11 protein-coding genes and 1 riboswitch are annotated in these 14,715 nt (G+C 70.6%); of the genes, 7 read left to right on the top strand and 4 right to left on the bottom strand.

The genetic code is table 11. From position 1 onward, the window contains the following. Nucleotides 1-128 precede the first annotated feature (128 nt). Both ACFWY6_RS17945 and ACFWY6_RS17950 read right to left on the bottom strand, forming a co-directional pair. Nucleotides 129-1,535 carry a trehalose-6-phosphate synthase gene (locus ACFWY6_RS17945; protein ID WP_384691001.1) on the bottom strand — a complete coding sequence of 469 codons (1,407 nt, stop codon included), beginning with the start codon at nt 1,533-1,535 and terminating at the stop codon, nt 129-131. Between the two features lie 140 nt (nt 1,536-1,675). Continuing rightward, nucleotides 1,676-2,620 carry a glucosyl-3-phosphoglycerate synthase gene (locus tag ACFWY6_RS17950; protein ID WP_384691071.1) on the bottom strand — a complete coding sequence of 315 codons (945 nt, stop codon included), beginning with the start codon at nt 2,618-2,620 and terminating at the stop codon, nt 1,676-1,678. Between the two features lie 155 nt (nt 2,621-2,775). Further along, nucleotides 2,776-2,905: riboswitch (SAM riboswitch) on the top strand. Here ACFWY6_RS17950 and thrC point away from each other — a divergent pair. The 5 genes from thrC to ACFWY6_RS17975 all read left to right on the top strand — a co-directional run bounded on the left by thrC (nt 2,899) and on the right by ACFWY6_RS17975 (nt 10,642). Further along, nucleotides 2,899-4,230: a threonine synthase gene (thrC, locus tag ACFWY6_RS17955; RefSeq protein WP_384691004.1), complete on the top strand. Its 1,332-nt coding sequence runs from the start codon at nt 2,899-2,901 to the stop codon at nt 4,228-4,230. It overlaps the preceding riboswitch by 7 nt. Nucleotides 4,231-4,327: 97 nt before the next feature. Continuing rightward, nucleotides 4,328-4,603 (top strand): MoaD/ThiS family protein, encoded by a 276-nt coding sequence (locus ACFWY6_RS17960; protein WP_266865118.1) that lies wholly within the window; start codon nt 4,328-4,330, stop codon nt 4,601-4,603. Nucleotides 4,604-5,053: 450 nt separating this feature from the next. Then, nucleotides 5,054-5,257: a cold-shock protein gene (locus tag ACFWY6_RS17965; protein WP_005315736.1), complete on the top strand. Its 204-nt coding sequence runs from the start codon at nt 5,054-5,056 to the stop codon at nt 5,255-5,257. A 310-nt stretch (nt 5,258-5,567) separates the two neighbouring features. After that, on the top strand, nt 5,568-7,193 hold the full coding sequence (gene groL, locus ACFWY6_RS17970; protein WP_384691008.1) for a chaperonin GroEL: 1,626 nt from the start codon (nt 5,568-5,570) through the stop codon (nt 7,191-7,193). Nucleotides 7,194-7,534: 341 nt separating this feature from the next. Beyond that, the gene (locus tag ACFWY6_RS17975) at nt 7,535-10,642 is read left to right on the top strand and encodes a helix-turn-helix domain-containing protein (RefSeq protein WP_384691011.1); all 3,108 of its coding nucleotides are present in this window, start codon (nt 7,535-7,537) and stop codon (nt 10,640-10,642) included. Nucleotides 10,643-10,737: 95 nt separating this feature from the next. Here the strand turns inward: ACFWY6_RS17975 and ACFWY6_RS17980 are convergent, their stop codons facing one another. Further along, nucleotides 10,738-12,000, bottom strand: coding sequence for a hypothetical protein (locus ACFWY6_RS17980; RefSeq protein WP_384691014.1), 1,263 nt, complete (start codon nt 11,998-12,000; stop codon nt 10,738-10,740). A 394-nt stretch (nt 12,001-12,394) separates the two neighbouring features. Here ACFWY6_RS17980 and ACFWY6_RS17985 point away from each other — a divergent pair, with 394 nt between their 5' ends. Together ACFWY6_RS17985 and ACFWY6_RS17990 are read left to right on the top strand one after the other, a co-directional pair. Continuing rightward, nucleotides 12,395-12,679 (top strand): hypothetical protein, encoded by a 285-nt coding sequence (locus ACFWY6_RS17985; RefSeq protein WP_384691017.1) that lies wholly within the window; start codon nt 12,395-12,397, stop codon nt 12,677-12,679. 74 nt (nt 12,680-12,753) lie between these two features. Then, nucleotides 12,754-13,962, top strand: coding sequence for an MFS transporter (locus ACFWY6_RS17990; RefSeq protein WP_384691020.1), 1,209 nt, complete (start codon nt 12,754-12,756; stop codon nt 13,960-13,962). Here ACFWY6_RS17990 and ACFWY6_RS17995 read toward each other — a convergent pair. Then, nucleotides 13,935-14,696, bottom strand: a complete 762-nt coding sequence (locus ACFWY6_RS17995) for a polysaccharide deacetylase family protein (RefSeq protein WP_384691023.1) — start codon at nt 14,694-14,696, stop codon at nt 13,935-13,937. The two genes, ACFWY6_RS17990 and ACFWY6_RS17995, sit on opposite strands and share 28 nt — an antisense overlap. Nucleotides 14,697-14,715: the final 19 nt, after the last annotated feature.

The following is a 14,715-nucleotide window of genomic DNA, read 5'->3' on the forward strand; positions in this document are numbered from 1 at the left end:
CGCCCACCCTTCAGCCCGTCCGGCGTTTGAGGACGAACTCGCCGGAGGCGGTGATCTGCGGTCAGCTCGCGGCCGGCGGAGCCGGAAAGGATTCGGGTAGGGGTGGGGTTGGGGAAAGGAAGCCGCCCTTACCCCAGCGCCCCCAGCTGGTCCAGGAACCACTGGGCAGGTGGCAGCGCCGTGGCCGCCGCTGCAAGCCGCTTTGTTCGTTCCGCCCGCTCGTCCGGTGGCATCGACAACGCCTCGTGCAGCGCGGCCGCCGTCCCCGAAACGTCATACGGGTTCACCACCAGCGCGTCCTCGCCCAGCTCCTCGTACGCCCCCGCCTCCCGCGACAGAACAAGAACGCACCCCTCGTCGGAGACGACCGGCACCTCCTTGGCGACCAGGTTCATCCCGTCCCGGATGGGGTTCACCAGAGCCACGTCCGCCAGCCGGTACGCCGCGAGCGACCGCGCGAAGTCGTCCTTCACGTGGAGCACCACCGGGGTCCAACCCACCACCCCGTACGCCGAGTTGATCGAGTCCGCGAGCCGCCGCACCTCCGCCGTGTAGTCGCGGTACACCGCCAGGTCCTGCCGGGACGGATAGGCGAACGCGACGTGCACCACCCGCTCCCGCCACTCGGGGTGGTCCTCCAGGAGCTGTCGATACGACTGCAGCCCCCGCACGATGTTCTTCGACAGTTCGGTCCGGTCGACGCGGACGATCACCCGCCGACCGGCACCCACCTGCTCCCGCAGCGCGACCAGCCGCTCCTCCACATCCGCCCGCCGCGACCGCTCCCGCAGGAAATCCGCGTCCGCCCCAAGCCCGTGCACCCCGATCCGCGTCCCCGACGTACCGCCGAGCGCGTCCACGCAGCACGCGGTGAACGCGTCCGCCCACCGCCCCGTCAGGAACGCCGCCCGGTCGGCGCCCAGGATGCCCCGCAGCAGCTGCTCGGCGACGTCGTCCGGCAGCATCCGGAAGTAGTCGACCGGCGCCCACGGCGTGTGCGAGAAGTGGCCGATGCGCAGGTCGGGGCGGAGTTCGCGGAGCATCCCGGGCACGAGCGACAGGTGATAGTCCTGGACGAGGACCGCGGCGCCGGACCCGGCACTCTCCGCGAGCGCCTCCGCGAAAGCCCGGTTGTATGTCTCGTACGAGGCCCACTGCGCCCGGAACTCCGGGCCGAACGCCGGTTCCAGCGGGGTCTGGTACAGCATGTGGTGGACGAACCAAAGGACCGAGTTCGCGATCCCGTTGTACGCGTCGGCGTGCACGCCCTCGTGCGACCCGGCGTCGATGTCGAGCATCCGTACGCCCGGCTCGGCGACCCCGCGCCGCACGGCCTCCCGGTCGCCGTCACCCAGCGCCGCGCAGACCCACAGGGCGTCCGCCTCGTCCCCGATCGCGCTGAGCCCGGAGACGAGTCCGCCGCCGCCCCGCTTGGCCGTCAGCTCCCCGTTCTCCTCCAGGGTGTACGTGACAGGGCCGCGGTTGGACGCGACGAGGACCTGGGCGGCCGGGGCCGCTGCCTGCTCGGAGACCATGTGCCGAAATCTAGCCCCTCCGGGGAAACCTCAAACGTACGGCCGGACCCCCGCGGGGACCCGGCCGTATACGTGCCAGGAGCAAGCAGTCGCGCGAAGACCCGAGCGCCTGGCCGCGCCTGCACCCGCTGGGCGCGTGGCTACGCCACGCGGCGTTCCGCGTACTCCGCGATGTCGGCCATCGGCGGCCGCTCCTCCGTGTCCACGGCGTGGGTGCGCGGCGCGAATCCGTGCTCGTCCCGCTCGAACTGCGTGAGCTCGGGGCGTACGAGGTGTCCGCGGGCGAGCCGCAGCTGTGCCGTCCGGTAGATCGCCGCGGCCATCCGGCCCAGCGCCTGACCGTCCTGGTGACGGTGCTTGCGCACACCGACGTCGACCTGCGCGAGCGCGTCGAGGCCCACCGTGTGCAGCGCGTCGACAAGGAGGCCCAGCTCCACTCCGTAACCGACGGGGAACGGCAGCCGTTCGAGCAGCGACCTGCGCGCCGCGTACTCGCCGCCGAGCGGCTGGACGAAGCCCGCGAGCTGCGGCCAGTGCATGTTCAGCAGCGGGCGCGCCATCAGCTCGGTGACCCGGCCGCCCTGACCTGCTGCCTCGCCGAGGGGCCGGTCGTACATCGCCTTCACGAAGTGCACATCGGGCTCGGTCAGGAGTGGGCCCACGATGCCCGAGACGAAGTCCGCCGAGAACTCCTTCAGGTCCGCGTCGACGAACGCGACGATGTCACCGCCGGTCACCAGGAGCGAACGCCAGAGCACCTCGCCCTTGCCGGGCACGGCCGGGATGCGGGGGAGGATCTCGTCCCGGTGCACGACCCGCGCGCCCGCGGCGCGCGCGACCTCGGCCGTGCGGTCCTTCGAGCCCGAGTCGATCACCACGAGCTCGTCGACGAGCGGGGCCTTCTCGACCAGCTCACGGCGGATCTCCGCGACGATCTCGCCGACCGTCTCCTCCTCGTCGAGCGCGGGCAGCACGACACTCACCGACGTGCCGGACGCCTTCTTCGCCGCGGTGAGCCGGTCAAGCGGCCGGTCGGCGACGGACCAGGAACGCCTGCTCAGCCAGCGCTCGGCCTCTTCCAGCAAGGTCAGGGTCCTCTCTGTGTGATCCATCTCGCGGTTCGGACGACTATCTCAAGCGTCCAGGCCTTCGGTTACAGTCTTGAACAACGCGGATGACCATCGCATGTCGGGGGCCATCGCGTAACAAATGCACCGGGACCGCGAGCCCGGCGCCATAGCGCTCATCCAGAGGGGCAGAGGGATACGGCCCGTTGAAGCCCCGGCAACCCTCCCGCCGACCGACGAGGTCACGGTGGGGAAGGTGCCAATTCCGTCTCGCGGCGAGATGCGCCGCGGGGAAGATGAGGAGAAAGGGCCTCGCCTCCATGGCTGCGCAGACTGTCGCAACGAACGACACCACCACCACCGCTACGAACTCCGTAGACCTCGGCCCCGCTTCGGGCCTCTCCTGCCGCGAGTGCGGCGAGCTCTACGCCCTCGGCCCCATCTTCGCCTGTCAGGCCTGTTTCGGCCCGCTCGAAGTGGCCTACGACCTGCCGACCGGTGACCCCGAGGCGCTCCGCAAGCAGATCGAGTCCGGCCCCGCCAACATCTGGCGTTACGCGCCACTGCTCCCCGTCCCCGCCGACGTGGCCGACAAGCCGAACCTGAACCCCGGCTGGACCCAGCTCGTCAAGGCCGACAACCTCGCCCGTGAACTCGGCGTCGAGCAGGGCAAGTTGTTCGTCAAGGACGACTCGGGCAACCCCACGCACTCCTTCAAGGACCGCGTCGTCGCGCAGGCGCTCGAGGCGGCGCGCGCCTTCGGGTTCACGACTCTTTCGTGCTCCTCGACGGGCAACCTCGCCGGTGCCGTCGGCGCCGCCGCGGCCCGCGCCGGCTTCCGCTCCTGCGTGTTCATCCCGCACGACCTGGAGCAGGGCAAGGTCGTCATGGCCGCGGTGTACGGCGGCGAGCTCGTCGGCATCGAGGGCAACTACGACGACGTGAACCGCTTCTGCTCCGAGCTCATCGGCGACCCGCTGGGCGAGGGCTGGGGCTTCGTCAACGTCAACCTGCGGCCGTACTACGGCGAGGGCTCCAAGACCCTCGCGTACGAGATCTGTGAGCAGCTGGGGTGGGTCCTTCCTGACCAGCTGGTCATCCCGATCGCTTCGGGCTCGCAGCTCACGAAGATCGACAAGGGTCTGAAGGAGCTGATTGCGCTTGGCCTCGTGGAGGACAAGCCGTACAAGATCTTCGGCGCGCAGGCGGAGGGGTGCTCGCCGGTGTCGGCGGCCTTCAAGGCGGGCCATGACGTCGTACGCCCCCAGAAGCCGAACACCATCGCCAAGTCGCTGGCGATCGGCAACCCGGCCGACGGGCCGTACGTCCTCGACATCGCGCGGCGTACGGGTGGTGCGGTGGAGGACGTGAACGACGAGCAGGTCGTCGATGCGATCAAGTTGCTCGCGCGGACGGAAGGCATCTTCGCGGAGACCGCGGGCGGGGTGACGGTCGGCGTCACCAAGAAGCTGATCGAGGCGGGCCTCATCGACCCCTCCCTCACCACGGTCGTGCTCAACACCGGGGACGGCCTCAAGACCCTCGATGCGGTCGCCGACACTTCGCAGGCCACGGCCACCATCCGGCCCAGCCTTGATGCGTTCCGCGCCGCTGGGCTTGCAGGCTGAGCTTGTTCGCTTGTCTGCGGGACCGTTGTGGCTGGTCGCGCAGTTCCCCGCGCCCCTTTCAGGGGCGCTCCCTCCCCGTATCTCAGAGGTGAACCCCATGAGCGTCAACGTCCGCATCCCCACCATCCTTCGCACCTACACCGGCGGTCAGGCCGAGGTCGCTGCCGAGGGGGCGAACCTCTCCGAGGTCATCGCCGACCTGGAGAAGAAGCACGCCGGTATCGCCGCCCGCGTCCTGGACGACCAGGGCAAGCTGCGCCGCTTCGTGAACGTGTACGTCAATGATGACGACGTCCGTTTCGAGCAGGGTCTGGAGACGGCCACTCCGGACGGCGCGGGTGTCTCGATCATTCCTGCCGTCGCCGGAGGCTGACCATCGAGCACAGTGCCGGCGGCTGATCCTTTACGCAAGCACCCTGTGTTATCTCAATTGCCCCCTCCGCGAGAGAAGTGGAGGGGGCAATTCCATGTGGTTGAGCGCGGTACAGTTGGGAAACGAGCTTCTCCGTTTGTGCCGAGCGCATATACGAAGTCGGTCTGGTGCCGACAAGAAGTAGCCAAAGTGCACTGCCCATTTGAGCCGATCACGGCATTTGTCTGGCCCGACTTGCCCTGAAGTCCGGCAAATTCTCCGCATATTTCCGATCGGGCGTGCCCGGAATTCTCGTCCGATTGACCTGTTGCAGACGGCAGTTGGACAGATACATTCAGCCGCGGTCGACGCGTTCCGGCGCACACCTCCACATCCCATTGGGGGGGTGAGGTCTGACCCGGGTCCGCGAAGTGCGGGCCCGTGCAAGGGCCAGTAATAGGGGAGTTAGGCATGGCTCAGGGCACCGTCAAGTGGTTCAACGCGGAGAAGGGGTACGGCTTCATCGCGGTCGACGGTGGTGCGGATGTTTTCGTCCACTACAGCGCGATCCAGATGGACGGCTACCGCACCCTTGAAGAAGGTCAGCGAGTCGAGTTCGAGATCTCGCAGGGCCAGAAGGGTCCGCAGGCGGACATGGTCAAGCTCGCCGTCTGATCTCGGCGCGATCGGCCACCGACGCACTCACGGCGAGGGGCCCGTATCCCGACAGGGGTACGGGCCCCTCGTGCGTGCCGGGCTCCGTCAGCGGGTACGTCTGAGATCCGTCAGGGGCGCTTGCACTCGCAGGGGTCGAGTGCTAATCATTGGGCTTAGCACTCTCCCAGTGAGAGTGACAGAACTTGGATCGGGTCAGCGAGGTCCGCAGGCCGGGTGGGGCAAGGAACCACACGGCGCGCAGGCCGTCCGTCGCGGGCGCGGGCACGGTCCGTTTGCATTTCCACCCCGTCCGGGAGGACCACTTCACATGGCCAAGATCATCGCGTTCGACGAGGAGGCACGGCGCGGCCTCGAGCGCGGCATGAACCAGCTCGCCGACGCCGTCAAGGTGACCCTGGGCCCCAAGGGTCGCAACGTCGTCCTCGAGAAGAAGTGGGGCGCCCCCACGATCACCAACGATGGTGTCTCCATCGCCAAGGAGATCGAGCTCGAGGACCCGTACGAGAAGATCGGCGCCGAGCTGGTCAAGGAGGTCGCGAAGAAGACGGACGACGTCGCCGGTGACGGCACGACGACCGCGACCGTCCTGGCCCAGGCCCTGGTGCGCGAGGGTCTGCGCAACGTGGCCGCCGGTGCCAACCCGATGGCCCTCAAGCGCGGCATCGAGAAGGCCGTCGAGGCCGTCTCGGGCGCCCTGCTCGAGCAGGCCAAGGATGTCGAGACCAAGGAGCAGATCGCTTCGACGGCCTCCATCTCCGCCGCCGACACCCAGATCGGCGAGCTCATCGCCGAGGCCATGGACAAGGTCGGCAAGGAAGGCGTCATCACCGTCGAGGAGTCGCAGACCTTCGGGCTCGAGCTTGAGCTCACCGAGGGCATGCGCTTCGACAAGGGCTACATCTCGGCGTACTTCGCGACCGACATGGAGCGCATGGAGGCGGCCCTGGATGACCCGTACATCCTGATCGTCAACTCCAAGATCTCCAACGTGAAGGACCTGCTCCCGCTCCTGGAGAAGGTCATGCAGTCGGGCAAGCCGCTGCTGATCATCGCCGAGGACGTCGAGGGCGAGGCCCTGTCCACGCTGGTCGTCAACAAGATCCGTGGCACCTTCAAGTCCGTCGCCGTCAAGGCCCCGGGCTTCGGTGACCGCCGCAAGGCCATGCTCGGCGACATCGCCATCCTCACCGGTGGCACCGTCATCTCCGAGGAGGTCGGCCTCAAGCTGGAGAACGCCGGTCTCGACCTGCTCGGCCGCGCCCGCAAGGTGGTCATCACCAAGGACGAGACCACGATCGTCGACGGCTCCGGTGAGAGCGACCAGGTCCAGGGTCGCGTCAACCAGATCCGCGCCGAGATCGAGAACTCGGACAGCGACTACGACCGCGAGAAGCTGCAGGAGCGCCTGGCGAAGCTCGCCGGCGGTGTTGCGGTCATCAAGGCCGGTGCCGCGACCGAGGTCGAGCTCAAGGAGCGCAAGCACCGCATCGAGGACGCCGTTCGCAACGCGAAGGCCGCCGTCGAAGAGGGCATCGTCGCCGGTGGTGGCGTGGCCCTCATCCAGGCCGCCGCCGTCTTCGAGAAGCTTGAGCTCGAGGGTGACGAGGCCACCGGTGCCGCCGCTGTGAAGCTGGCCCTGGAGGCCCCGCTGAAGCAGATCGCGGTCAACGCCGGCCTCGAGGGTGGTGTCGTCGTCGAGAAGGTGCGCAACCTGACCGTCGGCCACGGCCTGAACGCCGCGACCGGTGAGTACGTCGACATGATCGCCGAGGGCATCCTCGACCCGGCGAAGGTGACGCGCTCTGCCCTGCAGAACGCCGCCTCCATCGCCGCGCTGTTCCTCACCACCGAGGCCGTCATCGCCGACAAGCCGGAGAAGGCGGGCGCCGCCGCCGCTCCGGGCGGCATGCCGGGCGGTGACATGGACTTCTGAGCCTCTTCGGCTCGGTAGGCCAGTCTTCACGTACCGAGGGCGGCACTCCTTCTCACGAAGGGGTGCCGCCCTCGGGCGTTTCTGTACGACCTTCTGTACGAGCTATACGAGCAGCGTCCTGACCGCGACGGCGAGCAGGGCGACGTCCAGGGCGATCGCCACGATCAGGGAGAGCGCCGTGAGAACGGCGAGACGGGACGGGGACACTACGGCTCCTCGGTGAGTGTGTCCGGCAGGGACGTGAGGACTGTCCCGAAGTCCGTGTGCAACGGGGTGCGCCTGGAGGAAAATGAACGCCGTTGAACAGGGACACCGTTGAACGGGGAAGCGGAGGGCGGCCGGTGGCGGGCGGTGCGGGCGGCGACGCCGCGGCCGCGCTCGCTCAGCTGCGCAAGGAGCTGAGGCAGCGGCGCGACAGCGCGGGGCAGACCATCGACGGGCTCATCGGGCGCGCGGCGGCCCACCGCGTCCGCCTTGGCCGCACCACCGTCAGCCACGCCTTCAACGACGGCCATCCGCCGCCCACTTGGCGCACCGTCCACGCCCTGGCCCGCGCCACAGGGGCCGACGGCGACGGCGTCGCCCGGCTGCGGGAACTGTGGGAACGGGCCGCCCGCCGGGAGGACGCCGCCCTGCCGGTGCGGCGCGATGACCGCTCCCCGGCGCAGGCGGTGCTGTCCGCGGGCGACGCGGACCCGGCCCTCCTTGAGGTGCACGAAGCCGTCCTGCCAGGACCCGACCCCGGCGGTCTCCCGTACCTCACCCCGTACCTGAGCCGCCGCCACGACGGAGAGCTGCGCCGCCGCATCGAGCCCGCCGTCGCCGGGGAGTGCTCCGTCCTGGTGATGGTGACCGGCGGCTCCTCCACCGGGAAGACGAGATCCCTGTACGAAGGGCTGCGCGCCCTCGCGCCCGACCGGCCGCTGCTGCGGCCCGAGGGCCACACCGGTCTCCTGGAGCTGCTGCGTGCCGGGCGGATCGGCGCGGGCGCGGTCCTCTGGCTCGACGAGGCGCAGCGCTTCTTCCACGGCGGACCCGGCGCAGAGGCGGCGGCGGACCTGCTGCGGCAACTGCTGCTCGCACAGCGCGGCATCGTGGCGGTGGGCACCATGTGGACCGAACCCTACCAGGAGTTCCTGGCCAGGCCCGACACGGTGACGGACCCGCACAACCGCGTCCGGGCGCTGCTCACGTCCCCCGCCACGCGCAGAGTGACCGTGCCCGACCGGCTGACGGGCCCGGAGCTCGAGTGCTGGGGGCTGCTCGCCGAGTCCAGCGGGGACCAGCGGATGACCGCCTCCTTGAACGCGGGGTGGCGCGACGGTCTTGTCGTGCCGCACCTCAGCGGCGGGCCCGAGCTGCGGGATGCGTTCGGCGCGGGCCCGGGTACCTGCTTCAGCCACGTCGAGCACGCGCTCATCAGCGCGGCGCTCGCGGCACGCGGCCTGCACCACTACGCCCCCCTGCCCGGCGCCCTCCTGTCCGCTGTCGCCGACGCCGCGCTCGATGCCAGGCACCGGCCCGCCGACCCCGACTGGGCGGCCGTCGCGCTGGGCTCCCTCTGCTCCGGGGTGCGCCCCGACGGCCGCCGTACGGACATCCGTTCCGTACTGACCGCGTTGGTCGCCGTACGGACGGCCGCGGGCGGCGATGCGGCGTACGAGCCCGCCGACTACCTGGAGCAGGCGCTGCGCTCCGAGGAGGCGCTGCCCGCGCCGACTCCCGCGCTGTGGCGGGCACTTGAGGAGCACACGACGGACCCGCACGAGCTGCTCGTGGCGGCCAGGGAAGCCGAGCGGCGCGACTTCCGGAAGCAGGCGACGCTGCTGTTGCGCCGGCTGATCGCCGCGGGCCACCCGCATGTGCTGGAGATCCTGTTCCTCACACTGCCCCGCCAGGTGTGGCGTGGCGAGGAGTTGATGCTCTGGATCGCGGAGAACGCCGGGCTCGTGTCGCGCGAGAGCACCCGCGCCTTCCTGTGGAGTGTGGCCCGCGCGAAGTGGCAGGCTCCCGTGGACCGGATCGTGCGGCGGGCGGTCGCACGGGTGGACCTGACCGATCCGGAGCAGGTCGCCGGTCTGCTGGCCGACCTGACGCAGATCGGCCAGGAGGCGGCGCTCCTGGACCGGGATCCGATGGGCCGGGTGCGGCTGCCCGAACCACAGCTGGCCGCATGGCTGTTGGGACACCTGACGCGCCGGGGCCACCTGGACGCGGCCGTCCGGCTCGCCGACCGGCTGCTCCCCGGTGCCGACCTCGGCGACGCGGGGCTCGCCACCGCGCTCCTGGCGCTGCTGCATGCGGTGGGAGACCGGGGCGCCGACCTCGCCGCCGTGGCGCGGGAGGCGGCGCGGCGCGTCGACGTGGGCGACCAGGAGGGCGCCTTGGAGGTCCTTGAGGAGCTGGTCGACGCGGGCGAGCCCGAGGCGGCGCGGCTGCTGGCAGGCCGGGTCGCGGCCGGTGCGGACGTGAGCGATCCGGAGGCCATCGGGGTCGTACTCGACCAGTTGCGCTTCTACGACGGGATGACCGACGCCGCCCGCCGCCTCGCCGAACGAGCCGCGGGAAACGTCGAGTTGAGGTCTTCGGAGGACGTCGCGTTCATGCTGGACGGGCTGCGTGCCACGGGTGTGGCGGGCGCCCTGACGGAACCCTTCGCCCAGGAGGCGGCACGGCACGTCGACGTCACCCGGGCCGCGGGCGTCACCCTCCTGCTGTGGACGCTGGGCGAGATGGGGGAGGCGGAGGCCGCGGCGCGGATCGCCGACCGGGCCGTGGCGGAGGGGGTGGCCCTCGGAGATCCCGAATGGGCCGCGTACTTCCTCGCCGAGGTGGCCAAGCTCGGCAGAACGGACGCGGTCCCGGCGCTTGCCGAGCGTGCCGTGACGGAGGCCGACGCAGGCGACACGCGGGTGAGCTTCCTGCTGGGCGAACTGCGCGACATGGGGCGGCCCGACCTGGTGGAGCGCCTTGCGCGGCGCAGCGCCGAGCGGGGCGGCGGTCTCACGCTGGCGCGGCGGTTGCGGGATGCCGGGCAGGACGGATGGGCCGAGCGGGTCATCGACGGGCTGCTCACCCGCTCCCGTGTACGCACCCGTGACGCGTACCAACTGGCCCTGTTGCTCAACGAGTTGGCGGAGGCCGAGGAGTACGCCGCCGCCGCTCGGCTGGCCCGCGACGCCGTCCCCCAGGTCTCCGTGGAGAGCGTCCAGGGCGCGGACGCCCTGCTGGAAGCGTTGCGCAAGGCGGAGCTGCCGAAGGAGGCGGAGCGTCTGGAGGCCCGGGTGGCGCAGCGCCCGGCGCCGCGCGTCTGGTCGCCGAAGGCCCCGTACGGCCTGGAGACCGACGGAAGCCCGGCCGAGCCGTGGACGTGGGACGAGCTGCCGCCTGTCGACGAGGCGTGGTGCCGCGAGGCGCGGGCGGCGGCCCGCGAGACGCGGTGGCTGTGAGCCGGCCCTGCTCCCTCATGAGGCCCCGCTCCATCATGAGGCCCCGCTCCGTCACCCGGAGCGGGGCCCTTGCCGCCCGGCCGGGCCGGGCCGGGCTACGGCAGCCGGTCCATGATCCAGGTGCAGAGTTCCTCGGTGACCAGGGTGTGGCCCTCGTTCTGGGAGGCGCAGAGGTACTCGTCCAGTTCGCTGTCCTCGGAGTTCTCCGGGAAAGGCTCGTACAGCTTCTGATGGGTGTCGACGTCACGCAGGGCGACCGCGCTGACGGCGGGCACGAAGCAGTGCTCGCGGATCTCGGCCTCCGAGCCGAGGCCGATGATCGCGGGGATCTTGTTCAGCTCGTCGGCGAGGATGCCGAAGCCCTCCAGGGTGCCGCCGGGCGCACCGTCGATCTCGGGCAGCCCCGAGGTGCGGATCTGCGGCTTGCGCAGGGTCACCACGCGTAGCTGCGCGACGAGTTGGTCCTCGCCCGCGGGCTGGGTGTAGAGATGGGTGCCGGTGATGGCCAGGCCCTTGCCGTGGAATGCCCGCACGCCGGGGTCGATGCCGTTGCCCTCGCCGGTGCGTACGCCGTTGGCCACGCCGATCTTCCGGGGCTGCCGCGGCCAGCCGCCGACCCGCTCCAGCTCGGCGATGAACTCGGTGCGCGCCTTGTCGGTCTCGGGGCTGTCGTCCCACTCCGCGATGTGCTGCCACAGGAGCTGGCGGGCGGCCGGGCTGTTCATCTGGTTCGAGAAGGCCGAGTTGAGCTTGCGGATGTAGTGGGCGAAGGACTGCAGGGCGATCGGGATCCAGGCGCCGCGGTGCGGGCTGTCGTAGGAGAAGTACAGCGCCGTCCGGTGATCCTCGCTGTCGTGCTCCATCTTGGCGAGCGCGTACCGCGTGACCAGGCCGCCCATGCTGAACCCGCCGACGGCCAGCGGATGGCCGCTCTTGCGCCGCGCGATCGCCTCGCGGATGGCGGCCCGCGCGACCTCGGCGTTCTCCAGGATGGACGCGCTGCGCTCGTCGAAGCCGATCAGTACGACGTCACGCCCGCGCTGCCGCAGCTCGCTGATGAACGGGTACGGGCCCCGCTCCAGGATCTCCCAGGAGTAGTCCAGATCGCTGGGCCCCGTGTTGAACCCGTCGCCGAGGATCACCGGCTTGTCCAGGCCGAACTTGGGGTTGGCGAGGTACACCCAGGCCTTGCCGCCGGGCAGCGTCCACTCCTCGTCCGGGGCGGGCGCCTCTTCGAGGACCTCCCGGGGGCCGGGCGCCAGGGTGATGTTGGCGGCGGACCTCAGGGCTTCGGCGATCTGCTCTTCGTCGGTCTCGCTGGGCTGGTTGGGCTCGTTGGGCTCGTTGGGCTCGGTCATGAAGGTCCCCTCCGGGAGTACCGGTGCGATGGAGTGCGATGACGTACGCGTGGTCATGACGTTCGGTGCCATCTTTGGTACGCCGGGTAGCCGTCGGCAGCCGGTCCCCGCGATCCGCGCCGGGGCCAGGAGCCTTTCGGACAGGGCGACTTCGGCCGATTACGCGTGTGACGCGAGGGGCGTTCCCCGCCGACCAGGGGCGTACCTGGGGCACCGGCGCCGCGGCCCGTGCCGACCGACGGCGCGTCGGCCAACACGGCGCCTGGACCGGCCGCCCGCACCCCGCCGCGGCACGGAAACTCTGTCGCGAAGACGACCGGGCCGCGTGACGGTGGCTGTTCACCACCCCGTGAGGGGCAGTGACCTATGTCAGGGGCTTTTCGTTTCCCTTGGCATGAAGATCACCAAGATTCTGCTGACGGGTGCCGCCGCCGCGGCCATGGCGGGCGCCTCCGCTTCCGGGGCGCTCGCCCAGGAGCACGACAACCTCAACGTCAACCACCTCGTCCCCGACACCGCGGGGGTGAAGACCCTCAACGGCTCGGGCGACACCGCCCTCAACGACGCCAGGCGCGCGGTGCGGGGCGTCAGCGAGTCACCGGACGCGCTGGCCCACGTCGCCAACATCACCGGCAAGATCGATCAGGAAGCGAAGACCGCGCTCGCCCCTGACCAGTAGGGGCGAGCAGCCCGGCGGCGGTGTCGGCCAGGTCATGGCAGGCGAGGGCCGTGTACGGGGTTAGCGTCGGCGGCATGGATGGTGATCACCGGCGTTGGCGCCAGTGCCTGCTCAGCGGGGCGGTGTTCGCCGTGTGCATGGCCGGCACCACACTGCCGACCCCCCTCTACAGCCTCTACCAGGACAAGTTCGGGTTCTCCGAGCTGACGGTCACCGTCGTGTACGCCGTGTACGCCTTCGGGGTCATCGGCGTGCTGCTCCTGGCGGGCAACGTCTCGGACGTGGTGGGCAGGCGTCCGGTGCTGCTGTGGGGCCTGGCCTGCGCGGCGGCGAGCGCCGTCTGCTTCCTGTCCGCCGTCGGGATGGGCTGGCTGTACGCGGGGCGGCTGCTTTCGGGACTGTCCGCCGGGCTGTTCACCGGGGCCGCCACGGCGTACGTGATGGACAGGGCACCGTACGTCGGCGCCTCCCGGGCCACGTTCGTGGCGACGGCCGCCAACATGGGCGGTCTCGGCTGCGGTCCGCTGCTCGCCGGTGTGCTCGCGCAGTACGCCGCCTGGCCGCTGTATCTGCCGTTCGCCGTGCACCTCGCACTGGTCGCCGCCTCGGCCGTCGTCCTGCTGCGGCTTCCGGAGACCGTACGGGAGCCGCGGCCGCTGAGCACGGTACGACCGCAGCGGCCCGGCGTGCCCCCGCAGGTGCGGGCGGTGTTCGTACCCGCGGGGATCGCTTCCTTCGTGGGTTTCGCGCTGTTCGGGGTGTTCACCTCGGTCAGCCCGGCGTTCCTCGCAGAGTCCCTGAACGTGGAGAACCACGCCGTGAGCGGCCTGGTCGTCGCGCTTGCCTTCTTCGCCTCGACCGCCGGGCAGTTGGCGATCGGCCGGGTCGGGGTGGGGCGATCACTGCCACTGGGCTGCGCCGGACTCCTCGCCGGCCTCGCACTGCTCGCGGGCGCGCTGCGGTGGGACCTGCTGCCGCTGGTGGTGCTCAGCGCACTGGTCGGCGGGTGCGGGCAGGGCCTTGCGTTCCGCGGGGCGCTGTCCGCGGTGGCCGCCGCATCTCCCGAGGACCGGCGCGCGGCGGTGATCTCGACGCTGTTCGTGGTCGCGTACACGGGCATCTCGCTGCCGGTCATCGGGGTCGGCGTACTGACGGAGCCGCTCGGTCTTGAGGGCGCGGGTCTCGTGTTCATCGCGTGCATGGCGGTCCTGGTCTCGACCGCGGGCGTCTATCTGCTGCGGCGGCCGGTAGGGGCTCAGCGGACCGGGAAGCCGAAGGTGTAGCCCTGCTGCTTGAGGCGGGGGAGGAGCGTGCGCAGGGCCTCGACGGTCTGGGTGCGGTCGCCGCCCGCGTCGTGGAAGAGGAGGGTCGGGCCGTTCGGCAGTTCCCGCTCGACCGTGGCGACGATGGCGTCCGTGCCCGGGCGCTCGAAGTCCTTGGTGTCCACGTTCCAGCCCAGGGGGCGCATGCCCCGGTCGGCGGCGAGCGTGCGGCTGTACGGGGTGAAGGCTCCGCCGGGCGCGCGGTAGTACATCGGCCGTACGCCACCGGACGCCTTGGTGATCATGCGTTCGGCGTCGAGTATCTGCTTCGACTGGTAGGCCTTGGACTGCTTGTCCATGGTGGTGTCGTGCGACACCGAGTGGTCGCACAGCCGGTGCCCGGCCGCGACCACCTTCTTCACCATGTCCGGGTGGGCCTGCGCCTGCGTCCCCACCATGCAGAACGTGGCCTTCACGTCGTACTCCCGCAGTACTTCGAGTACTTGAGGGGTCCACTTGGGGTCGGGGCCGTCGTCGATGGTGAGGTTGACGCCGCGCTTTCCCGCCTCCGAGGCGTGCGCGATGGTCTTCGAGACCGGCTTGACGGCGCTGCTCGGCGCCTTCGCCGCCGGGGAGTCGTCCGCCGTACCGGCCTGCGCGCTCCACACCCCCGCGCCCGTGGCCAGCATCGTCACCCCGAGCGCCGCCCCGAGCAGCTTGCCGTACCAGCCCCGCCCGCCACTGTGCCGTGCCATGTCCGCCCCTTTTCCCCGG

This window comes from Streptomyces sp. NPDC059037 (assembly GCF_042740015.1).
Taxonomy (GTDB): domain Bacteria; phylum Actinomycetota; class Actinomycetes; order Streptomycetales; family Streptomycetaceae; genus Streptomyces.